Source organism: Pseudomonas sp. FP597 (assembly GCF_030687435.1).
In the GTDB taxonomy this organism is placed as follows: Bacteria; Pseudomonadota; Gammaproteobacteria; order Pseudomonadales; family Pseudomonadaceae; genus Aquipseudomonas; species Aquipseudomonas lactucae.
This window is the reverse complement of sequence record NZ_CP117432.1, coordinates 5,803,924-5,825,864: the sequence shown is the minus strand read 5'-3', so window position 1 is coordinate 5,825,864 and position 21,941 is coordinate 5,803,924. Positions and strand designations below refer to the sequence as shown.

Below are 21,941 nucleotides of genomic sequence, written 5' to 3'. Positions count from 1 at the left end.
TGCATCCTCATCGCATTCCGCCAATCCGTGGAGTTGCCTGTGCCAATCGATCTGCTGGCGTCCGGGCAACCTTTCTCTGCGTTTCAAGACCACCATTGCGCGAATGGCAGGCTTCGTAAAACCGGGATCAAGGACACCACGAGCACCAGGCTCATGGTGATATTGAACGCCTTCAAACGTTGCGGCTGGGTCAGGAAGCGCCGCAGGTACTGCCCGAAAAACACCCAGACCATGGAGCACGGTGAACCGAACAAAAAAAACAACAGTGCAATCAGGAACACCTGCACCGTGTACGAACCCAAGGGCGAGGTGTAGGCCAGCACCGCGCCCACCGCCATCACCCAGGCCTTCGGGTTGACCCACTGAAACAACGCCGCAGCGGTGAACCCCAAAGGCTTGCCTGATTTGTCACCCAGATCGGTGGTCGGGGCACTGGCGATCTGGTACGCCAGGAACAACAGGTACAGCGCGCCGATCACCTGCAAGCCATCGTGCAGCCAGGGGTACTGGCGGAACACCGCCCCGGCCCCCAGCCCGACCGCCACCAGCATCAGTGGAAAGCCGATATTGATACCGGCCACATGGCGCAAGGTGCGACCCATGCCGAAATTGGCGCCGGACGACATCAACATCACGTTGTTCGGCCCAGGCGTGACGCAGGTGGCGATCACGAACAACACAATCGAGTAGTAATCCAGTGCCTGCATGCTCACGTCCTGCTCAACGGTAATCTTCCAGCGTGCCGCGTCGACGAATGTCGACGGACACACAGTGAAAACCGCCGCTCAAACTGCGCGCATGGCGCATCTTCAACGGCGCCACATCGACATGGTGTTTTTCCAGGGCGCGAATCAGTGCGACCTGCTGGTCGTTGATCACCGCCAGCGACGGGTTGACCATGATGAAGTTCATGCCCTGCCAGATCGACGCGCGCGGGTACGACCAGCAGTAGCCGGTGTCCACCATGTCGGGGGCCCAGATGATGTCCCAGTTCTTGAACACGTCAGGTACCTGATCCTTGCCGATGCGCTCGGGGTTCAAGACCACCAGCCCCGGGCGCACCAGGGTGATGGTAGTGTCCAGGTGCGTACCGTCGTAGAAGCCGCTGAGGGCGTGCACCCGGTATTGATCGCCGAGCACGCGCTTGAGCCACTCGTAGCCCAGGCGGTTGCCGCTGCGCGACACCAGGTAAAGAATGTCGCGGCCCATGCGCAGCACGTTGGCCGCATCGAAGATCGGCTCATCGTTGGCGATGATCGAGCCTTCACGCGGGTTGACCCGGTAGGTGCTGTCCGGCAGTTCCGGCTTGGGCGCGGAAATCCAGTTGGCGCCGCTGGCGAAGTACGCCTGCAGGTGTTCTCGGTAGGCAAACGGTTCGAAGTAACGGCTGCGTAAAGCCATCGGCGCTTCAATAATGGTCTTTCCAATCGGCAGCAGGACATCCCTGGGGCAGTAGTTGTATTCGCCGTCGGTCTTCCAGTCGGCGGTGCCGAACAGCGCGGCATGGTAGGTCTCCCTGGGCCGGCGCACGGTCACCCCGTGACCGACCAGGAAGGCTGCAAAGGCGTCCAGATCTTCCTGGGCCTCTTCGATCAACTGTTCAGGATAGGGGCCTGACGGAATCTCGTGGGGCGAGTCGTGGTGCTCGCTGTAGTCGAGGGCGAACAGGCCCCTGTCCGGTCGAGGCACGCGCGCGCCATGGGCAACACCCACGATCATTTCCTCGAGGGGGTCCCATTCGTTATGCACTTCTACCAAAGACATAATTGTTCCTCGTGGCGTTAAGGTTCGTGGGTTTCCAGCAGCACTTCCCGGGTGATCGGCAAGTGATGCAGATAGCGGCTTGACGTTGCTGCACGTGCCGGACGCGGAAGGACATTGCCTGCGGACGAAAGACCCAATCGACGCAGCATCGAGGTCCACTTGCCCGGCATCGGCGCCAGGGACTCATAGCCCACCCGCACGCGCTGCCATTGCGCGGCGACCTGCTCGGCGCTGGTCAGCGAGCGCATGTACGCATCAATAGCATCGGCGGCCCAGGCCGAGTGCCCGGTGGACACGTTATCGATGGTGTTGTGCAGATCGACGAACGCCGTGCTGAACCCGTAGTGCCGTAAAAAGCGCCGTGCCGAGCGATAGCTGCCGCCCACGCCGGATAATTCCATCGCCAGGTTCATGCCGAGGATTTCAGGCATGAACGTCACCGGCAACTTGCCCAGGCACAGCCAATACACCGGCAGGCGGAAGGACTCTTCATACAGGCGCGGGTCTTCGGCAAATTCCCGGCTACCGGTAGGCGCCAGTTCGAAATCCATTTCCCGCAGGCCATCGCGGTAGATCTTCGGGTGATTGAGCGCCTCGATGCCGTTGCCCAATTCGTCCCAATAGGTCTGGAACAAGGTGTAGCCCACATGGGACGACGCCAGCCCCACGTCGGTGAAGCCTTGCAGCCACGCGCCGTCGATCAGCGTCAGGGGCGCCAGTTGCAAGGTCGACTCGACGATTTCTTCACGGCTGGGGATTTGCGCCGGGTCGCTGTCATCGAACTGCTGGCCGTTCTGGTCATGCTTGTCCAGCAACCAGCCGCGCAGCACCTGGGTGCCCCATTGCTCGGGCAATTGGCGCTCGGACGTTTTCAGCGATTGGCGCGAGCGCTCCAGCCAACGGCTCACATAGGCATGGGCGAACTTCAGGGTGGTGGGCTGCAGCGCGCGCCCCTGCAAGACAAAATAGGCCTCGCGCAGGCTCTGGGGCCAGTGCCCGGTGTCGGCCGCGCTGGCTGTAGTCGGGCGGGCCGCCATGGCGCAACTGTCGATCGGCTGACGCGGCAGTTGCTCAGTGGTACCCGCCTGGGGCAACCAGTCGATCCACTGGCGGATCACGTTCAAGTCCGCCTCACTGAAGATGCGGAACATGCGCCCGGTCGGCGCGACCAGGCTGGTCACCAGCAGGCTTTTTTTCGCATTACCAGGCACGATCAGGCGGCTGCGCGACAGCACGTCCAGCAAGGGCAACGGGTCGTGCTGCGCGTCTTCAAGCCACAGCGCCAGGCTGCGGCCTTCGATCAGGTAATTCTGGTGATACACCGCGCCAACCCGGGCCAGGCGTTGCATCAAATGCGCCATGGCCTGCTGGGGCGAGGTGGCGGTCAGCGAGGCGTTATACAGCCGCGCATTCCAGCGCCGCAGCGCGCCGAACAACCAGTTGGCGCCGCGCAGCAGACGGGCCTGGCGTTCTTCGCCCTGCTCGATGATCCGCTGCGCGACCCATTGGCTGATATGGCGCAGCGAGGCCGGTTCCAGGCCAGGGAAGGCGGCGCTCAGGTCCAGCCGTCCCAACTCCAGCGCGAGACCTTCAAGCTGTCCCATGGCTGCCCAGCCCGGGCACAGCCCGACGGCGCGCAAGGCCCAATCGACACCACAGAGTTCATCGCCGAAGGCATCGCTGCGCCGGCTCAAGGCCTGTAACAGCGCGGGCAGTTCGAACGCATCGTCATTCAGGTCCGGCAGGGTCGCCAGTTGCGCCGGGGCCAAGGCGTACGTCGTCAACTGCAACTGCCCCAACAGCGCATTGAAATGATGGGCGCGGGAGGCGTTCGGGTAACCGACGCCGACGTCATGGGCGAACAATTGCATCAAGCGCAACTGTGCGGGGTCTTCAAACACCCCTGGCGCGCTCATGCCCTGCAGCCAGCAGCCCAGCACCGAGGCCAGCGGTGCCGAATAGATGGCCAGCGCCTGGGCAAAGGCGCGGGCGTTGTGCTGTTCGACCGCGGCGGCCGCGGCACCGGCATACGCCGACGCCTGCTCCAGCTGCCACGCGTCAATCTGCCGCGACAGCAGCGGTAATTGCGCCGGCTCGCCGTCGTCACCCAGCAGGTTGTCGAGATACTCCGCATCCAGGAAACATTCAGGGTCGAGCGCCAAACGATAGAGTTCGCGCCACCTGTCGTGTGCGGGGACCCGCGTTAAAACCGAGCCATCCATAGCCATTACCTTGCAGTGCCGCGTCAGAACATCGGATAAATGGAGGAATCAGGCTTTTTCTTCTTTTTTCCAAACAGGCGCAGGAAAAACTTTTTGATGGATTTCATGTGCAAATCCTTTTCAGCGAGTGACGTCAAGAATGAGTTTTGAAACCAGGTCGTTGCCGGCATCGGTGAAGTGGATACGGTCGACGAACTGCCAGTCCTGCGGGGCCAATGCCTCGGCCAGCAATGGCGTGATGTCGACAAACCCCACCCCCATCGCCTGTGCCCCTTCGCGCAGGCGCTGGGCATAGGCTTCGCGCACCGAGGTTTGCAGGATGTCGCCATACACCTCGGTGAAGTTGCCGAGCTGGTCGAGTTCGGCAAACAGTTGCTCTTCCTCGGCGCTGCCGGTCTCGCGGACCCAGCCGGCCAAGGGTTGCAGGATGAACGTCAGCTTCGCCCCCATGTCGGCCGCCAGGGCGCGCCAGATATCCAGATGCTGCAAAGTCAGGTTGGCGGCGTAGTCGATCTGTTCCTGCATCGACGGCGGCGCGGGTTGCTCGGGCTCCTGAGGCTTGCCGAACAGATTCGACAGGCTCCAGTGGCTGGCGGCCGGCTGTTGCGGCGTCAGGGCATCGAAAAACTGATGGCAGTTGAAAAACGCCCCGTGTTCGCCCCGATAGGCCTGGGGCTGGCGCGCCAGGCCAAGGTTGTTGAACCCGGAGAACAGCACGATTTCATCCACCCGCGGCAGGTGGTGCCGGTTCAGGGTGAACAGCACCAATTCTTGAGTGGAGTTGAAACTGCGACCGCCGAAATTGATCCAGCGTTGGCCACGGGAGTCGTTGTGCGTCAGGCGCGAGGCCAGCGTCCAGCTGTCGGCGCTGGCGCCAATGCCGAATACAGTGGAGCTGCCCGCCAACAGGCGTACCGGGCCGTTATTCTTGCCGCCATCGATCACTGAATAACTGGTGCCCAATGACTCGGAATAACGGAAACCGGACGAATCTGTATTGACCACGGGAGAACAATGGTCAGTCGGGTGGAAGTACATCAAATAGGGTAACCATCGAACTTCACCGGCATCGGTAAATTTCTGTTCGTACTCGGCCATCTGCGGTGTGAGCGTCATCCTTGCCGTCATTGCGCTGGGTCCCCTTGGTATTCGCTGGGCAGTTTCCAACACCTGGCGTTGATAATTATCAGGCGTCTGTTTTGTAGGGCATTTCTTAAAATTGGTGCGTACTGTGCTGCTTTGTTATTTTGCGGCTACCGTGTCCTAGGCCCTGTGCACTGTTCTGGGGCCTATCATCCCAAGGCGACGGTGTGTATTGCAGATACAGCAGAACTCAATCTTTTAAATACAGATACGCTTTTAAGGCCGAAAATTTTTCAAAAAAATGCCTATCTGTAACTTCTTAAGCCACAGATGAGCAGCTACAGTCAGACTTATGACTCTTTATCTGAACCTCGCCGAATTCATCAGCAGCCGCATCGAGCAAGGCCTGTACGGGCCTGGCGAGCGTTTGCCATCTGTACGCACCCTCAGTCACGAGCACGGCGTCAGCCTGACCACCGTGCAACAGGCCTACCGTGTATTGGAATGTTCGGGGTTGGCGATACCGCGTCCCAAGTCGGGCTATTTCGTGCCGTCGGACCGGCGCGTGGCACCCTTGCCGCAGATGGGCCGGCCGATCCTGCGGCCGGTGGACATCTCTCAGTGGGACATGGTCCAGGAGCTGATGCGCTTCGATCAAAGCGCCGATATCGTCCAACTGGGGTGCGGCATGCCGGATATCAGCGCGCCGACCCTCAAACCGCTGCTGACCGCGATGGCGCGTATCAGCCGGCGCAGTGACAGCACCAGCCTGCAATACAGCCACATCCAGGGCGTATTGGCCTTGCGCGAACAGATCGCCCGGCTGTCCATCGATTCGGGCGTTCGCCTCACCCCGGCCGACCTGATTATCACCAGCGGCTGCCAGGAAGCGCTGTCCACCGCAATCCGCGCGATCTGCTCGCCCGGCGACATCGTGGCGGTCGCCTCGCCGAGCTACCACGGGATGATGCAGATCCTCAAGGCGGCCGATCTCAAGGCGTTGGAAATCCCCAGCGACCCTGTGACCGGCATCAACCTGGAAGCCTTGGAAATGGCCCTGGAGCAGTGGCCGATCAAGGTGATCCAATTGACCGCCAACTGTAACAACCCCATGGGCTACATCATGCCCGACGAGCGCAAGCTCAAGCTGATCCGCATGGCCCAGCGCTTCGACGTGCCGATCATTGAAGACGATATCTACGGTGACCTGTCGCACCGCTATCCACGCCCGCGCTCGCTCAAGTCCTTTGATGAGGACAACCGGGTCGTGTTGTGCAGTTCGCTTTCCAAAACCGTGGCCCCAGGCCTGCGCGTCGGCTGGATCGCTCCCGGGCGCTATCTGCCCCAGGTGCTGCATATGAAATACATCGGCTCCGGCGCCACCGTCACCCAACCGCAACTGGCGGCGGCCGAATTTATCGCCAAGGGCAACTACCTGCTGCACCTGCGCCGCATGCGCAAGCAGTACAAGCGCAACAGCGACCTGATGAGTGAGTGGGTCAACCGCTATTTCCCGGCCGGCACCCGCGTCAGCCAGCCCCAGGGTGGCTTTACCCTGTGGGTCGAATTGCCTGGGGAGTTCGACACCTATGCCCTCAACCGCCTGCTGGAAGCCCAGGATGTGCAGGTGGCCAATGGCAATATTTTCTCGGCGGCGGGAAAATACCGTAATTGCATCCGCTTGAATTTCGCCAACCCGCCCACCCGCAAGGTCGAGATGGCCGTGCAAAAGGTCGGGCAGACCGTTGGCCAGTTGATGCAGATGGAGTCGGACAACACCCTCACCGCGCAACAACGCCAGCCTTAGCGCCCTGCGTTTTAAAGGCGCTGCGTTTTAAAGGAAAGCCGCAATGACCTGGTCCGCCAAGCAGTACACACTATTTGAACAACAACGCACTCGCCCCGTCCGCGACTTGGTAGCGGCCATTCCAAGCACCGAAGTGCAGACCGCTGTTGACCTGGGCTGCGGCCCTGGCAATTCCACCGAAGTTCTGGCCGAACGTTTTCCGCAGGCGCGGATCACGGGGCTGGACAGCTCCGACGACATGCTGATCGACGCCCGCAAGCGTCTGCCGACGCTCAGCTTCGAACTGGCGGATATCGGCGCCTGGGCTCCTGCGCAAAGCTTCGATGTGATCCTGGCCAACGCTTCCCTGCAGTGGCTGGCGGACCACGCCACCCTGTACCCGCACCTGGTCAGGCAATTGAACCCCGGCGGTACGCTGGCGGTGCAAACCCCGGACAACCTCGACGAACCCGCGCACCGGCTGGCGCGTGAGGTTGCGGGGGAGGGGCCGTGGGCGGACAGGATCGGCGCGGTCAAACACAATGCGCGTCACACCGCGAGTGACTACTACGAACTGCTGACTCCGCACTGCAGCAGCGTCGACGTATGGCGCACCACCTACCTGCACCCCTTGGCGGATCACGCGGCAGTGGTGGAGTGGTTCAAGGCCTCGGCGTTGCGGCCTTATCTCGCACCGCTGAGCGATAGTGAAAAAGCCGCGTTCCTGCGGGATTATCAGGCGCGCATTACCCAGGCCTACCCAGCCCTGGCCGATGGCACGGTGTTGCTGCCATTCCCGCGCCTGTTCATCATCGCGACCCGCTAACGCCGGTAGCGGTCATACGGCTGCCTGAGCCTGCACATACTCATCGGCCGACACCACACTCGCGTACCCGAACGCCAGTGACGCCATGTAAGCGGCATGCACCTGTGCCGCCGGAATCACTTGCCCATTGAATTCCAGGTCCCGCGTGGCGCACGCATCATGGATCACCGTGACGCTGTAGCCCAGGTCCGTCGCCGCCCGCACCACGGCATCGATGCACATATGGCTCATGCTGCCGACCACCACCAGTTCGGTGATGCTGCGTTGCTCCAGCAGGGCGCGCAGGTTGGTTTCGCGAAACGCATTCACAAAATGTTTAAGTACCACCGGCTCGTTGCCTTCGTTCAGCACGGTCGGGTGCAAATGGGCGCCCTCGGAGTTTGGTGTGAAGAAGGGTGCGTCCTCGGAGGTAAATTCATGGCGCACATGAATCACCGCGTCCCCGGCTGTGCGGAACGCCTGCAGCACCTGGGCGGCCTTGTCCGCCGCCGCCTGCACGCCGTCAAGCGGCCACTTGCCTGCGGGGAAGTAGTCGTTCTGGATATCGATTAGGATGAGCGCTTGCTTGGCCATGGTGAGTGCCTCGTGATGGGGGGATGGGCCCAGTATCTTAGCTGGCGTCGACGCCGGGCATTGGCTGCACCGACAATAACAGGGGGAAAACTGACAATGGCTGTTGTGGAATTGGGCGTGTTGATCTACCAAGGCGCGCAACTGGCGGCGGTGCACGGCTTGACCGACCTGTTCGGGGTCGCCAACCGCATCGCCGCCGAGCACCAGTCGGCGCAATTGCCGTTGCTGCGCATCAGCCATTGGCAGGTTCAGGACGATGGCCAACCGACCCGCGTATTCGATAGCCACCCAGGTCTCGATCAACCGCTGATGGCCGTGCTGGTGCCGCCGTCGATTGGTGAGTTCAGCGAGCAACAGACGCCCCCGGCATTGCTGGAATGGCTACGCCGGCAGCACGCACAGGGCACGGTACTGGGTGGCGTGTGCATCGGGTCGATCATGCTGGCGCGCAGTGGCCTGCTGGACGGTCGTAGCGCGACGACCCACTGGTCGTCCGCCGAGTCTTTTGCCGCGCGCTTTCCGGCCGTGCGCCTGGAGGCGGACAAGCCTATTGTCGATGACGGTGACTTGATCACCACCGCCGGGCTGATGGCCTGGTCCGAACTGGGCCTGCGCCTGGTGGACCGGTTGATGGGGCCGAGCATTGCGGCGGACACCGCGCGCTTTTTGGTCATCGAACACAGCGACAGCGCCAGCCAGTGCGGCAGTAACTTCGCACCCATCCTCAGCCATGGCGACGCCGCCATCCTCAAGGTTCAGCATGGCTTGCAAGCCAGCGGCGCGGTGGATGTGTCCATCGCCGCCATGGCGCAGCAAGCGGGCCTGGAGGAGCGCACCTTCCTGCGGCGTTTTCGCAGCGCCACCGGCTTGAAACCCACCGAATACTGCCAGCACCTGCGCGTGGGCAAGGCACGGCAGATGCTGGAGTTCACCAACGGCACCATTGACCATATCGCCTGGACCGTCGGCTACCAGGACCCCAGCGCCTTTCGCGCCACGTTCAAGAAAATCACCGGCCTGGCCCCCAGTGATTACCGTCATCGGTTTGGCGTGTGAATCGTGCAGAACGCCGTCTTCCCGTGGCGGCGTCGTGCAGAATAAAACAGGCCAACTGCCATCGGGTTTGTGCCAACCGGCTGATTTCAAACCACTCCTGCGCACAGCGCATTTGGCCTGATCTCTGCAACGCTCCTGCTACACACATGGAAGCATGGCCAAGGGGGACGCATGACCCCGATTCATCCTCAAAAGCTGGTCGTCGCTCACTCCACTCGAGCAGAGGCGCCCCAGCACGAAGTCGACACCAACCGAGCCTTGGCGCGCTGGCTGGCGCAGGTCCTGGGGCTTGAATTCGGCGGTCGCTACGATCCGCAACACCACGCAGGCCGTGAACTCTACGTGCTGCCCACGCAGACCCTGGTGGGTCCGGCCCAGGCGCTTGCACTCAACGTCAGGGGCCCCGAAGACTTGTGGGGCGGTTATGTCGATCACGATTTCATCTGCACCAAAGCCATCAGCCACGGTCTGCTGGGCCCTGAAGCCAGGGCGCCCGAAGGCTGGTCGCCGCTGTTCTGCGAGCGCGTGCGCAACGTGGTGCTCGATGGCCTCAGCGTATTCGCACTGGAAGACGCGCGACCAGCGGCCACACGCCTGCTCTACAGCGGACCCATCCGGCTAAAGCCGGTACACGCCTGCGCCGGGCGAGGCCAGGAAGTTATCCACAGCCTCGACGCGTTCGAAGCGCTATTGGCGCGGCCCGATGCGGCGACGCTGTTCAATGCGGGCGTGGTGCTGGAACAAGACCTGCGCGATGTGGTCACCCATAGTGTGGGCCAGAGTTTTATCGGCGAGCACGTGTTCAGTTATTGCGGCGAGCAATACCTGACAAAGGACGGGCAGGGTGAGGACGTCTACGGCGGGTCCAACCTGCTGGTGGTGCCGGGGTATTACGAGGACTTGCTCACGCTCGACCTGCCTGACGACGTGCGTCTGGCTATCGAGCAAGCCCAGGTCTTCGACGCAGCCGCCGACGAAGCCTACCCTGGCTTCTACGCCTCGCGGCGCAACTACGACATCGCCCACGGCCTGGACAGTGATGGCCAACGCCGCAGCGGCGTGCTCGAACAATCCTGGCGCATGGGCGGGGCCAGCAGCGCGGAAGTCGCAGCGCTGCAGTGCTTCATCAACGATCCGGGGCTCAAGGCGATACGGGTGTCCTCGGTAGAAACCTACCAGGAGCAAGCGCTGCCGGCCGATGCCATCGAGGTGTACCGCGGCCCTGCGGACCACAGCGACTTTCTTCTCAAGTATGTAACGGTTAACCCTTATGACGGCTAGAAGCGAAAGCATTGCGATCGATATCGACGACGAACAGATGAGCGGGACGTTCCTGAGTCCCAAATCCAAAGTGCCGGGCGTGTTATTCGTGCACGGCTGGGGCGGCAGCCAGGAACGTGACCTGGAGCGGGCCAAGGGCATCGCAGGCCTCGGCTGTGTGTGCCTGACCTTCGACCTGCGCGGGCATGCCGGCACCGGTATTCCCTTGTCACGCGTTACCCGCGAAGACAACCTGCGCGACCTGATGGCGGCTTACGACCGGCTGCTGTCCCATCCCGCCATCGATACCTCGGCGGTCGCGGTGGTGGGCACCAGCTATGGCGGTTACCTGGCGGCGATCCTCACGTCATTGCGCCCGGTGCGTTGGCTGGCGCTGCGGGTACCGGCGCTGTATCGCGACCAGGAGTGGACCAAGCCCAAGCGTGACCTGGACAAGATGGACCTGATGGATTACCGCAGCACGCTGGTACAGGCCGACACCAATCGGGCGCTGCACGCGTGTTCGGCGTTTACCGGAGACGTGCTGATCGTCGAATCTGAAACCGACGATCATGTGCCCCACGCCACCATCATGAGCTACCGCGCGGCCTGTCAGCAGACCCATTCCCTGACCCACCGCATCATCGACGGCGCCGACCATTCCCTTAGCGATCCAGTCTCCCAGCAGGCCTACACCTCGATCCTGGTGGACTGGATTACCGAGATGGTGGTGGGGGAGCGGTTGAGCATCATCCAGTCCCGATAAATCACCCGCGCCCGTGGCGGTCTGACAGCTGAGAGGCATTTACCCGATGCCCCGCGCTCAAATGTGGGAAGGGGCGGTGCGACGATTCGACTTGCCCCCGATGGCGATGTATCAATCACAACAGTCCTGTCAGGCCGTCTTCTTCACCCGCAACGCCTTGGCCTTGGCCTCCACGCCCAGATACATCACCAACGTAATCAGCAGCGGACAAATAAAGTAAATCGCCCGATACGCGATCAACCCCGCCAGCAAACTGCCGCGCGACGCCTCGTGTTGCAACAGCCCGATAAACACCGCTTCCAGCACCCCAAGCCCGGCCGGTATGTGTGTCACCACACCGGCGATAGCGCTGATCAGCAACACGCCCAGCACCAGCGGATAATCCAGCTTGGCCGGCAGCAAGGTAAAAATTACCGCCGCCATCAGCGACCAGTTCAACGCGCCCAGGACCAACTGCAAGCACGCCATGCGCAACGACGGCAGGTTGATTTCAATGCCCCGAATCGACCAGGCGCGTTTCTTCGAAAACCGGCACGCCGCCAGGTAACCCAGGCTCACCAGCACCAACAACACGCCGACGCCTTGCAGCGCGCCGCTGCTGAGTTTCCAGCCCGGCGGCATGCTCACCAACCCGCTGCTGAACACCGCGCCGGCCAACGCCATGTAGCCGAACCAGTTGGTGGCCAGGCTCAGGCCGAGGATTTTCGCGATATTGCTCGTGCTCACCCCCAGTCGTGAATACAGCCGGTAGCGCATGGCGATCCCGCCCACCCAGGCACTGAGGTTGAGGTTGAACGCGTAGCTGATGATCCCCACCGGCAGGATCTGCTTCCAGCGCAGGTCTTGGCGAATGTAGGTGCGGCCGATCAGGTCGAAGCAGGCGTAAACGATGAAGCTGCACAGGGTCAACGCGCTGGCGATCAGCAGCGTGCGCAGCTTGAAGTCGCCCAGGGTCTGGAACACCTCGCTCCAGTCGATACGGCGCGCGAGCATCGTGAAGAGTACGATCAGCAACAGGAAGAAGGCGATGGTCAGCGGTTTCTTCCAGCGCTTGAAACGCGAACCGCCGGTTTCAGACGTCATGGGCGTGGCTCTCAAAAGGTTTCAATCGCGGTTTGTGCGCCGGCAGCCAACCGGTCAGCGCAGGAAAGTGGCGCATCACATGAAACACCAGGAAACCCACGGTCAGCCGCCATAACCACAGGCGCGGCTTGCGGTTTTCCGGCATGGTCTGGCAGTGATTTTTGGCGAGGGCTTGCAACCGCTCGTACAGGCACTGATTGAAACCACGGTCGCGGATCAGCACATTGGCTTCCAGGTTCAGCGCCAGGCTCAACGGGTCCAGGTTGCTCGAACCCACGGTGGCCCAGTCGTCATCCACCAACGCCACTTTGCCGTGCAGCGGGCGCTGGCAATATTCGTGGATCACCACGCCATCCTTGAGCAAATAGTCGTAGAGCATGCGCGCCGCGAGCTTGGCCAGCAGCACGTCGGGTTGGCCTTGCATGATCAACTGCACGTTCACGCCGCGCCGCGCCGCATTGCGAATCTCGCGCAGCAGGCGGTAACCGGGGAAGAAGTAGGCGTTGGCGATTACCGCGCGTTCTTGCGCTTTGCTCAACGCATGGATATAGGCCTCTTCGATGTCGTTGCGGTGTTGCAGGTTGTCGCGGTAAATCAGGCGTACCAGACCGTCGCCCTTGTCGGTCGGCCATGGCGAAGGTCGTTGCTGACGTCGCCGCCAGCCGCGTCGCGCACGCACCTGGCGACCGCTTTGGGCGAGGGCAAAATGATGCAGGTCGGCCACTGCCGGGCCGGTCACCTGCACGGCGTAATCCTGTTTGGCTTCGGGGCCGAAATCTCCCAGGTGATCGGCCGAAAAATTGATCCCGCCGATAAACCCCACCGTGCCATCCACCACCACGATCTTGCGGTGCAGGCGACGAAACCAGTTGGTGCGAATGCCCAGGGTCTTGGCGGCAGGGTCGAACAGTTGCACCATCACGCCGGCATCGGCCAACGCCTTTAAAAATGGCGCACTCAGTTCGCCGCAGCCAAAACCGTCAAGGCTCGCCACCACCTTGACGCCACGCTGCGCGGCCTCGATCAGAATGCCTTGCAGTTCATGGCCCACCTTGTCTTCGAAGAGAATGAAGGTCTCCAGCAGGATCTCGCGCTGGGCCTTGCGCATGGCATCGAACACCCGAGGGAAATACGCCTCGCCATTCTCCAGCAACTCGACCTGGTTGCCGGTTTGCCAACCGTAGTCCAGATCGCGGGCCTTGCTGTCATCCGGCGGCTGGTCGGTGGAAATGTGCTCGACGGCGACGTTCATAGTTCAACCTCCACCGACAGTGGCACATGGTCGGACAGGTGTGACCACGGGCGTGTATTCAGTACCCGTGGGTGATGCACCTTCAGGTTGCGCACATAAATGCGGTCCAGCGCCAGCAACGGCAGGCGTGCCGGGAAGGTGCGCGCGAGTTTGCCGTGGGCGTGCACGAACACTTCCGTAAGGCCGCTCTGGCTAAGGTCGGCGCGCTGGCACCAGTCATTGAAATCGCCGGCCACCACCAGCGGGGCGTCGGCGGGGATCTCCCTGATGCGCTGTTCCAGCAGGCGCAGTTGCTGCTGGCGGTGCACCTCGCGCAGGCCCAGGTGCATACAGATTGCATGCACCTCCTGCCCGGTGCCCGGCAGGCGCAACACGCAGTGCAACAGGCCACGGTTCTCGTGGCCGCTCTGGGAGATGTCGAGGTTGTCGTAGCTCACGATCTGGAATTTCGACAACAGCGCATTGCCATGGTCGCCGTGGGGATAGACCGCATTGCGCCCGTACGCGAACTGCGGCCAGATGCTGTCGGCGAGGAACTCGTACTGCGGCATGTTCGGCCAATCGCTGTAGCGCTGCGGATGGCGTTCGTGGGTGCCGTGGATTTCCTGCAGGAACACGATATCGGCGCCCACGCTGCGCACCGCTTCACGCAGTTCGGGCAGGATGAAGCGTCGATTGAGGGCGGTGAAGCCCTTGTGGATATTCACCGTCAATACCGTGAAGCGCGTGATGGCGGCGGTCGGTGCGACGGGGATCAGTTCCGGCTGCGTCATGGCAATACCCCCGGCTCAGGCAATTTTCCAGGCGCCGTGGCGAGGTGTTTATCCAGCTCGAAACGTTGTAGCAAGTGGCGGGCATCGAAGGGCGCCCGCACCTTGATGTCGTTGTCGAAAAAGCAGAACACATCGCGTTGCTTGCGTGCGCGGGGCTTGCGCTGCGGGTCGGCCAGGTGGGCGTCCGCGGGCTGTTTGCCGTGGCGCCAGCAGTCGATGCGATCTCCCCAGCGCTGGAGTGCTGCGTCGGTGTAGCCGCTGGCGTACAACTGTTTGTCACCGTGCAGGCGCAGGTAAACGAAGTCGGCGGTGACATCTTCGAGATAGGGCCACTTGCCGGCGGTGTCCGCGACCACCAGGGCGACGCCGTACTTATCGAGCAACTGCACAAATTCCGGCACGGCAAAACTCGTGTGGCGGATCTCAACCGCATGGCGCAACGCGCGCTTGCCGTGGGCCTGCAGGCTTGCCTTGCCGTTCAGGCGCGGCTCGTGCTGGCGGGCGAGGGCGGCGGCCTGTTGCGTGTCGGTGGGCAATTGCCTGAGGAAAGCCTCGAACAGCGGCGGGTCGAACTTGAAGCTGGGCGGGAACTGCCAGAGGATCGGCCCGAGCTTGTCTTTCAACGCCAATACGCCTGAGGCGAAGAAATTCGCCAACGGCGCATGCACGTCGTTCAGCCGCAGGATATGCGTGATGTAGCGCGGCGCCTTGACGCTGAACATGAACCCTTCAGGCGTGTCGGCATACCACTCGGCGTAGCGCTTGGGCGTTTGCAGCGCATAGAACGAGCCATTGATTTCGATGCTGTTGACGGCCCGTGACGCAAACTGCAACTCGCGTTTCTGGGTCAGCCCTTCGGGGTAGAAGTCCCCGCGCCAGGGCGTGTAGCGCCAGCCGGAAATGCCGATGTGAATCGCCGCCATGGTTGCTCCCGTGGGAAGAGGGTCGTTGTGGGATGACTGCGAGATTTGTGTGAAAGTTTCGCTGTTCCTACAGGCGGCATATTCTCGGGAACGATCATGGCGCAAACTCGTCAGTTCCTTACAGACCCTTCTGAAGGAGCTCGGTGTTTTGTTGAATCTCAAGACTGCATTACTGCTTGGCGCGCTGTTGTTCTGCGGCAGCGGCGCATTGCAGGCCGCGGCAACCGCGCCTGAGCCCGAAGCACCGGCCAAGCCGGAATTGTTGGTGGAAGGCGGCTTGCTCGGGGCCATCAGCTCCAGCATCGACGACGTGCAGCAGAAGCTGGATCTGAACCAGAACGTCATCGATGAATGGCGTCTGCGCGCCGACCGGGCCGCGAATGAAGTCGGACGCCTGGTGGACCAGACCGCTGCGCGCTCACCGTGGAGCGTGGCCGGTGACTTCCTGTTGCTGTCCGGGGTGTGGGTCGGCGCCTTCACGCTGTTGACGCTGCTGGGGCGATTTATCGTGCATCGGCTGGGCCAGCGCAGCTTTTTCGAGCGGCGCGAGCGCCTGCTGGCGGTGCTGGGCTATGGCTTGCCCTATACGATCCCGGCCGTGATCTGCCTGCCGCTGACCCTCTACGTCAGCCATTTTCTAGACACCTCCATCGGCCGTGCGCTGGCGCTGTGTTTTGCCTACGCCACCAGCAGCGGTATTTTCTCCACCTCCATGCTGTTGTGCGTGATTGTCATGTTCAACGTCGGTCACAAGCGCACTGCGGTGCGGAGTATTCGCGACTACTGCCCCAAGCCGCTGTTCCTCATCGGCTTTCTCGCCGCCCTCAGTGATGCGCTGACCAGCCCGCAGATTGCCCGTCAGTTGGGCGGCAATATCACCAGCAGCATCGCGGTGTTTACCGCGCTGTTCGCAACGGTGATTTTCGGCGTGCTCGTGGTGCGCCTGCGTCGACCTGTGGCGCATTTGATCCGCAACCGGCCATTGGCCCAACGCCTCAAACATCCGGCGTTGCAGCAATCGCTGCGGATCTTCTCCGGGCTCTGGTATTGGCCGATCCTGTTGATGGTGCTGGTCTCGGCGATCAACCTGATCGGCGCCGGCGACGATAATCAGAAGGCCTTGCGCTGTGCGCTGTTCACCACGATTTTGCTGATCGGCACGGTGTTTCTCAGCACGGTGCTGCAACACCTGTTCAAGTCCCGCAGCCAGGTGGCGATCCAGCGCAGCAGCGCCTACAAGGAGCGCTTTCTGAGCCTGCTGCACGCGGTATTGCGCATCGTCATGGCCGTGGCCTTTATCGAAATCCTTGGGCGTATCTGGGGCGTGTCGTTGTTTGAGTTCGCTGAACGCAACGCCATAGGCCGCGCCATCAGCAACTCCCTGAGCAGTATCGGCCTGATCCTGCTGATGACCTGGCTGTTCTGGGTGGTGCTCGACACGGCGATCCAGGAAGCACTGAAACCGCCGGTGAATAAACGCTCCAGCCGCCAGCCGAGCACGCGGGTCAAAACCATCCTGCCGCTGCTGCGCAACGCGGTGAAGATCATCCTGGTGGTGATCTGTGCGATCACCACCATGGCCAACCTGGGCATCAACGTTGCGCCCCTGCTGGCAGGTGCCGGGGTGGTCGGGCTGGCCATTGGTTTTGGTTCCCAGCAACTGGTGCAGGATGTGATCACCGGGTTGTTCATCATCATCGAAGACACCCTGTCGATCGGCGACTGGGTGGTGCTCGACTCCGGCCACGCCGGCACCGTCGAGGGCTTGACCATTCGTACCCTGCGCCTGCGCGACGGCAAGGGCTTTGTGCACTCGGTGCCGTTCGGACAGATCAAGGCCGTTACCAACCAGTCGCGCCAGTTTGCCTATGCGTTCTTCTCGGTGCAGTTCACCTACGACACCGACGTGGACAAGGCCGTGGAGCTGATCCGCGAGGCGGGGCAGGCGATTCGCGACGATGTGTTCCTCAAGTACAACCTGCAAGGGCCGCTGGAGGTGTTTGGCGTCGACAAGATGGACCTCAATGGCGTGGTGCTCACGGCGCAGTTCCGCACCGTGTCGGGTGGGCAATATGCCGTGAGTCGCGCGTTTAACCAGCGGCTGAAAAAGCTTGTGGATAACTGCGATGAGGTGCATTTCGCGCAAACTTATCCACAGCAGGTGGTGTTACCCAAGCGGATGGCGCAGGTGAATGAGGAGATGCCCGCCTCGGTGGCGCTGACCGAGCAGCCCAGGCTTCAAGAATGAGGTTGGTTGTTCTGGCCTCATCGCAGCTCACCGCCTGAGCAACTTCTCCTGAATAGCCTGCTGTTCCATTTCCAGCAAAATCTGCTGCTTACCCCCAACCATCACGGCGGCCGGCAACCCATCCCGGTACACAACCCGATTGCCACTCACCGCCGGCACTTTGGTTCCCGGTAAAAGCGTTCCGACCAGATTCAGCGGATCGGCCCCACACACCGCAATCAAACTACCGTCATGGGGCCGGCGCCGCACTTCGCGCAGTAACGGGATCGCTTCCGGCAACGCAAACTGTTCCCCCGCCAGGCCGCTGACAAATCGCCCGCCGCGAATCTGCCCCCGCGCTTCCAGCCGGTGAAACGTGCGCAGCAATTCGCGCCAGCTCGGCAGCCAATCCGCCTCGCGCTCCAGCAGGCGCCAGAACACCACGCCATAGCGGCGCAGCAGGGTCATTGCGATATGTTCCAGCGTCTCGGTCGAATGCGGGCCGGCAGCCGCGGGCGCGCGTCGTACCAAGGCCCAGCGTCCGGCATCGTCCATACCGCCGATAAACGCCCCACGCCCACGCCGACTGCTGCGCGCCTGGCGTTTGCTGGCGGGCGTGGTCAGGGCGCGCAGCCCGGCGAAGCTGTCGGCATTCACCAGGCCGGCGCCCACCAACTCTTGCAAGGCGCTCTCCAGTTCGCTGCGCAGCAAGTGGGCCTCGTGCACCAGCTCATCGAAAAACAGCGCGCCATGTTCGCGCAGGGCCAGATGGACTTTTTGGGCCTTGGGCGACAGGGTGGTGCTGTCGGTGAGTTCGGTCAGCCCGCTCCACAACGAAACCTGGCTGCGCGGCAGCAACACCACCGGCGTGCTGCGCAGGGCCATGGCGCTGCTCTTGTGGCTCAGGCGCGTCCACACCAGCTTGCCGCTGCGGCACAGGTCGTCCAGCCAGGTGGGTGAATAATCCTTGAGCCGTGCGCTGAGCAAGTCGCTGTCCCAGGCCGAGGTGGCGGCGGCATAGCCTTCGAGCTGAGCGACGATCTGCGGCAATACGGCGCTGCCCTGGCCACGGGTGCCATCGGACAGGTGCTGCCAATCGAACAGAAAACGCATGAAATCCTGCAGCGCCACCGGCTCGATTTCCCGTCGCAGGCGCTTGACCGTGTAGCGATGAATGCGCGCCAGCAAATGCCGTTCGCACCATTGCTCCTCGGTGGCGCCGGGGCTGAAGCGGCCGCGCAACACGTAGCCTTCCTGTTCCAGCCGGGCCAGTGCCTGAGTGATATCGGCCACCGGCAGACCCAGGGGCGCGGCGATCTCGATCAGGCTCAGCGGGCCAAAACCGCCCAGGCGTGCGCGCACCACTTCCAGCAGCGCTTGATCATAGGTCCAGGGCTCGTCGAAACCGGGCAGCAGTGGTAAGTCATTCGGGTAAATCGCCTGGACACAACTCAAGCGCTCGGCCGCCACCCACAGGCCGTTGGGCAACGAATGAGCGCGACCACTCTTGGCCAGGGCGCGCAGCCATTGCGCCCACTGCGGCGTGACTTCAGCGGCGGCAATGCACGCCAGGCTCATCAACGCCTCGTGCATTTCATCCACGCCATGGGGCGCCGGCCATGCCTCTTCGCGCACGCCGGCGATGGCGTCGGCATCCAGTGCGCCCAGGTCATCGGTGCTCTGCGGGTCGCTCCAGCGCCGGTTGAGCACGGCCTGGGTGCGGCGTTCTTCCAGCGGTGCGTCGTCGAGAAAGGTATAGGGCCGCGCGCTGAGAATTTCTGCGGCCATGGGCGAGGGCGCCGGCAGGTCGCGGCTGACCAGGCGCACCTCGCCACGCTCCATGCGCCGCAGCAGGGCCAGCCAGGCATCGCTGTCCATGGCGTCGTGCAGGCAGTCGTCGAGGGTCTGTTCCACCAATGGGTGTTCCGGCACTTCGCGTTCGCCGGCGAGGTTTTCCAGGCAGGCGATCTGGTCGGGGAACACGCTGGCGATCAGGTCTTCGCTTTTCATGCGCTGGATCTGCGGCGCCACCTTGCGCCCGCCGGTGTAGCGCGGCAATGCCAGGGCCACGCCGGCGTTCCAGCGCCAGCGCACGCCGAACAGCGGCGCGTCCAGCACGGCCTGGATCAGCAAGTGCTCGGCGCTGTTGCTGTTGAGATAGCGCCACACGTCATCCAGCGCGAAGCTGTGGCTGGTGGACAACGACAGCACGATCGCATTTTCGCTGGCCGCCGCCTGCAATTCGAAATTGAAGGTGCGGCAAAAGCGCTTGCGCAGGGCCAGGCCCCAGGCGCGGTTGAGGCGGCTGCCGAAGGGCGTGTGGATGATTAATTGTGTGCCGCCGGATTCATCGAAAAACCGCTCCATGATCAACGTGTCCTGGGACGGCAAGGCGCTGAGAGCCAGGCGTGTGCGGGCCAGGTAATCGAGGATCTGCTCGGTGCTGGCGCGGTTCAAGCCGAGGGTGTCGGTGAGCCAGCCTTGCGCGGGTTGCAAGTCGCCCGGCGTGATGCCGAGCAAGGCATCCATCTGGCCCTGCAAGCGCGCCACGGCCATCGACAATTGGTGACTGCGCCCGGGTGCTTCGCCCAGCCAGAACGGAATGCTCGGCGGCTGGCCCTGGGCGTCTTCGACCCGTACCTTGCCGGTGTCTACCCGCAAGATCCGGTAGGACGTATTACCGAGCTGGAAGATATCCCCGGCGATACTTTCCACCGCAAAGTCTTCGTTGACGCTGCCGATATTCAGGCCCTGGGGTTCGAGCAACACGCTGTAGTCGGCATTGTCCGGGATGGTGCCGCCGCTGGTTACGGCCGTGAGCCTCGCGCCACGCCGGCCGCGCAATGTGCGGCTGAGGGCGTCGCGGTGCAGGTAGGCGCTGCGGATGCCCTGGCGACCGTTGTAGCCTTCGCTGAGCATCTGCAACAGCGCCTGGTAATGGCGTTCATCCAGTACGGCATAGGGCGAGGCACGACGGATCAGCGCGAGCAGGGCCTGCTCCGACCATTCCTGTGCGCTGACTTCGGCGATGATCTGTTGGGCCAGTACATCCAGCGGCGCGACGGGGATGCGCAAGGTGTCCAGTTCACCCCGGCGCACGCAATCGAGCAGGGCGGCGCATTCGATCAGGTCGTCGCGGGTGGTGGCGAACAGGCGTCCCTTGGGCGTGCCGCCGACCTGATGCCCGGAGCGGCCGACCCTTTGCAGGAACCCGTTGATGGAACCGGGAGAGCCGATCTGGCACACCAGGTCGACATCGCCGATATCAATCCCCAGCTCAAGCGACGCGGTGGCGATCAGCACTTGCAGCTCACCGGCCTTGAGGCGCTGTTCGGCGTCCAGGCGCAGTTCCTTGGCCAGGCTGCCGTGGTGGGCGGCCACTGCGGTTTTGCCCAGGCGCTCGCTCAAATGCCGCGCCAGGCGCTCGGCCAGGCGCCGGGTGTTGACGAAAATCAGCGTGGTGCGGTGCTCGCGGGCCAGTGTGGCGAGGCGGTCGTAGACCAATTCCCAGACATCGTTGGCCATCACCGCCGAGAGCGGCACGGGCGGCACTTCGATCGCCAGGTCGCGCGGGCGGGCGTGGCCGATGTCGACGATGGCGCAGGTGCGGTCGGTGCCGACTAAAAACCGTGAGACCGCGTCGATGGGTTTTTGCGTGGCCGACAGCCCGATGCGGGTCAGCGGCGCGGCGCATAACCCTTGCAGGCGCTCCAGGCTCAGGGCCAGGTGGCTGCCGCGCTTGCTGGCGGCGATGGCGTGGATCTCATCGACGATCACCGTGCGCGTGCTGGCAAGCATCTGTCGACCGGAGTCGGAACCGAGCAGCACGTAGAGCGATTCGGGCGTGGTCACCAGAATGTGCGGCGCACGCTTGCGCATCTGCGCACGGTCTTTTTGCGGGGTGTCGCCGGTACGCACGGCGGTGCGGATCGCCACCGGGGGCAGGCCCTGGGCATGTAACTGTTCGGTAATGCCGGCCAGCGGGTTCTGCAGGTTGATCTGAATGTCGTTGGACAGCGCCTTGAGCGGCGACACGTACACCACCAGGGTTTCGTCCGGCAGTTGCCCGCCGTTGGCCAAGCCTTGGTGAACCAGGTCATCCAGCACCGCGAGGAAGGCTGTCAGCGTCTTGCCCGACCCGGTCGGCGCGGCGATCAGGGTCGAGCGGCGCTGGCGGATCAACGGCCACGCCTGCGCCTGGGCGTGGGTCACCGAAGGGAAGGTGCTGCGAAACCAGGCGCTGACGGCGGGGTGAAAGTCGTCCAACACCGTATCGGTCGATTCAGGAAGGCTCATGCAGTGATTGATGCCACCGGTTCCGACAAGTTGCAACCCCGCACTTTATCC

At 62.7% G+C, this 21,941-nt stretch carries 16 protein-coding genes; 6 read left to right on the top strand and 10 right to left on the bottom strand.

Features of this window, described 5'->3' with window-relative positions:
• Positions 1-83 precede the first annotated feature (83 nt).
• The 4 genes from PSH66_RS26685 to PSH66_RS26670 form a co-directional block, all read right to left on the bottom strand.
• Positions 84-707 (bottom strand): LysE family translocator, encoded by a 624-nt coding sequence (locus PSH66_RS26685; protein ID WP_003176390.1) that lies wholly within the window; start codon positions 705-707, stop codon positions 84-86.
• A 13-nt stretch (positions 708-720) separates the two neighbouring features.
• Positions 721-1,764 (bottom strand): inosamine-phosphate amidinotransferase 1, encoded by a 1,044-nt coding sequence (locus PSH66_RS26680; RefSeq protein WP_141063394.1) that lies wholly within the window; start codon positions 1,762-1,764, stop codon positions 721-723.
• 17 nt (positions 1,765-1,781) lie between these two features.
• Entirely contained in the window at positions 1,782-3,926 is a 2,145-nt protein-coding gene (locus PSH66_RS26675) for an iron-containing redox enzyme family protein (protein WP_305427969.1), read from the bottom strand.
• A gap of 180 nt (positions 3,927-4,106) precedes the next feature.
• Positions 4,107-5,114 carry an SGNH/GDSL hydrolase family protein gene (locus PSH66_RS26670; RefSeq protein WP_141063396.1) on the bottom strand — a complete coding sequence of 336 codons (1,008 nt, stop codon included), beginning with the start codon at positions 5,112-5,114 and terminating at the stop codon, positions 4,107-4,109.
• Positions 5,115-5,421: 307 nt separating this feature from the next.
• On the opposite strand from PSH66_RS26670, the gene PSH66_RS26665 reads away from it, so the two are divergent.
• Together PSH66_RS26665 and tam are read left to right on the top strand one after the other, a co-directional pair.
• The gene (locus PSH66_RS26665) at positions 5,422-6,876 is read left to right on the top strand and encodes a PLP-dependent aminotransferase family protein (protein WP_305427968.1); all 1,455 of its coding nucleotides are present in this window, start codon (positions 5,422-5,424) and stop codon (positions 6,874-6,876) included.
• Between the two features lie 43 nt (positions 6,877-6,919).
• On the top strand, positions 6,920-7,681 hold the full coding sequence (gene tam, locus PSH66_RS26660; RefSeq protein WP_141063397.1) for a trans-aconitate 2-methyltransferase: 762 nt from the start codon (positions 6,920-6,922) through the stop codon (positions 7,679-7,681).
• A gap of 12 nt (positions 7,682-7,693) precedes the next feature.
• On the opposite strand, the gene PSH66_RS26655 is transcribed toward tam, so the two are convergent.
• Positions 7,694-8,254 (bottom strand): cysteine hydrolase family protein, encoded by a 561-nt coding sequence (locus PSH66_RS26655; RefSeq protein ID WP_141063398.1) that lies wholly within the window; start codon positions 8,252-8,254, stop codon positions 7,694-7,696.
• 96 nt (positions 8,255-8,350) lie between these two features.
• On the opposite strand from PSH66_RS26655, the gene PSH66_RS26650 reads away from it, so the two are divergent.
• The 3 genes from PSH66_RS26650 (at position 8,351) to PSH66_RS26640 (ending at position 11,336) form a co-directional block, all read left to right on the top strand.
• The gene (locus tag PSH66_RS26650) at positions 8,351-9,310 is read left to right on the top strand and encodes a GlxA family transcriptional regulator (protein WP_042945351.1); all 960 of its coding nucleotides are present in this window, start codon (positions 8,351-8,353) and stop codon (positions 9,308-9,310) included.
• A 171-nt stretch (positions 9,311-9,481) separates the two neighbouring features.
• On the top strand, positions 9,482-10,591 hold the full coding sequence (locus PSH66_RS26645) for a DUF3182 family protein (protein WP_305427967.1): 1,110 nt from the start codon (positions 9,482-9,484) through the stop codon (positions 10,589-10,591).
• The gene (locus PSH66_RS26640; protein ID WP_003176379.1) at positions 10,581-11,336 is read left to right on the top strand and encodes a S9 family peptidase; all 756 of its coding nucleotides are present in this window, start codon (positions 10,581-10,583) and stop codon (positions 11,334-11,336) included. Before PSH66_RS26645 ends, PSH66_RS26640 begins: the two co-directional genes overlap by 11 nt.
• A 129-nt stretch (positions 11,337-11,465) precedes the next feature.
• Here PSH66_RS26640 and PSH66_RS26635 read toward each other — a convergent pair whose 3' ends face one another.
• The 4 genes from PSH66_RS26635 to PSH66_RS26620 are packed head-to-tail and all read right to left on the bottom strand — an operon-like array spanning position 11,466 to position 15,367.
• Complete coding sequence (locus PSH66_RS26635) at positions 11,466-12,419, bottom strand: lysylphosphatidylglycerol synthase domain-containing protein (protein ID WP_141063400.1); 954 nt, start codon at positions 12,417-12,419, stop codon at positions 11,466-11,468.
• Positions 12,409-13,671, bottom strand: coding sequence for a cardiolipin synthase ClsB (gene clsB / locus PSH66_RS26630; RefSeq protein WP_305427966.1), 1,263 nt, complete (start codon positions 13,669-13,671; stop codon positions 12,409-12,411). Before clsB ends, PSH66_RS26635 begins: the two co-directional genes overlap by 11 nt.
• On the bottom strand, positions 13,668-14,444 hold the full coding sequence (locus PSH66_RS26625) for an endonuclease/exonuclease/phosphatase family protein (protein WP_305427965.1): 777 nt from the start codon (positions 14,442-14,444) through the stop codon (positions 13,668-13,670). The genes clsB and PSH66_RS26625 overlap by 4 nt, the downstream gene beginning before the upstream one ends.
• A complete protein-coding gene (locus PSH66_RS26620) occupies positions 14,441-15,367 on the bottom strand; it encodes a DUF72 domain-containing protein (protein WP_305427964.1) in 927 nt (308 codons plus the stop codon). Before PSH66_RS26620 ends, PSH66_RS26625 begins: the two co-directional genes overlap by 4 nt.
• A gap of 148 nt (positions 15,368-15,515) precedes the next feature.
• Between PSH66_RS26620 and PSH66_RS26615 the strand changes: the two genes are divergently transcribed.
• Positions 15,516-17,615 carry a mechanosensitive ion channel family protein gene (locus PSH66_RS26615; RefSeq protein ID WP_141063402.1) on the top strand — a complete coding sequence of 700 codons (2,100 nt, stop codon included), beginning with the start codon at positions 15,516-15,518 and terminating at the stop codon, positions 17,613-17,615.
• Positions 17,616-17,642: 27 nt separating this feature from the next.
• Here PSH66_RS26615 and PSH66_RS26610 read toward each other — a convergent pair whose 3' ends face one another.
• Entirely contained in the window at positions 17,643-21,890 is a 4,248-nt protein-coding gene (locus PSH66_RS26610) for a DEAD/DEAH box helicase (RefSeq protein WP_305427963.1), read from the bottom strand.
• Positions 21,891-21,941 lie beyond the last annotated feature (51 nt).

Coding starts and splice junctions, on each gene's coding strand:
- PSH66_RS26685 (WP_003176390.1), bottom strand. CDS start 707: ATGCAGGCACTGGATTACTACTCGATTGTGTTGTTCGTGATCGCCACC.
- PSH66_RS26680 (WP_141063394.1), bottom strand. CDS start 1,764: ATGTCTTTGGTAGAAGTGCATAACGAATGGGACCCCCTCGAGGAAATG.
- PSH66_RS26670 (WP_141063396.1), bottom strand. CDS start 5,114: ATGACGGCAAGGATGACGCTCACACCGCAGATGGCCGAGTACGAACAG.
- PSH66_RS26665 (WP_305427968.1), top strand. CDS start 5,422: ATGACTCTTTATCTGAACCTCGCCGAATTCATCAGCAGCCGCATCGAG.
- tam (WP_141063397.1), top strand. CDS start 6,920: ATGACCTGGTCCGCCAAGCAGTACACACTATTTGAACAACAACGCACT.
- PSH66_RS26655 (WP_141063398.1), bottom strand. CDS start 8,254: ATGGCCAAGCAAGCGCTCATCCTAATCGATATCCAGAACGACTACTTC.
- PSH66_RS26650 (WP_042945351.1), top strand. CDS start 8,351: ATGGCTGTTGTGGAATTGGGCGTGTTGATCTACCAAGGCGCGCAACTG.
- PSH66_RS26645 (WP_305427967.1), top strand. CDS start 9,482: ATGACCCCGATTCATCCTCAAAAGCTGGTCGTCGCTCACTCCACTCGA.
- PSH66_RS26640 (WP_003176379.1), top strand. CDS start 10,581: ATGACGGCTAGAAGCGAAAGCATTGCGATCGATATCGACGACGAACAG.
- PSH66_RS26635 (WP_141063400.1), bottom strand. CDS start 12,419: ATGACGTCTGAAACCGGCGGTTCGCGTTTCAAGCGCTGGAAGAAACCG.
- clsB (WP_305427966.1), bottom strand. CDS start 13,671: ATGAACGTCGCCGTCGAGCACATTTCCACCGACCAGCCGCCGGATGAC.
- PSH66_RS26625 (WP_305427965.1), bottom strand. CDS start 14,444: ATGACGCAGCCGGAACTGATCCCCGTCGCACCGACCGCCGCCATCACG.
- PSH66_RS26620 (WP_305427964.1), bottom strand. CDS start 15,367: ATGGCGGCGATTCACATCGGCATTTCCGGCTGGCGCTACACGCCCTGG.
- PSH66_RS26610 (WP_305427963.1), bottom strand. CDS start 21,890: ATGAGCCTTCCTGAATCGACCGATACGGTGTTGGACGACTTTCACCCC.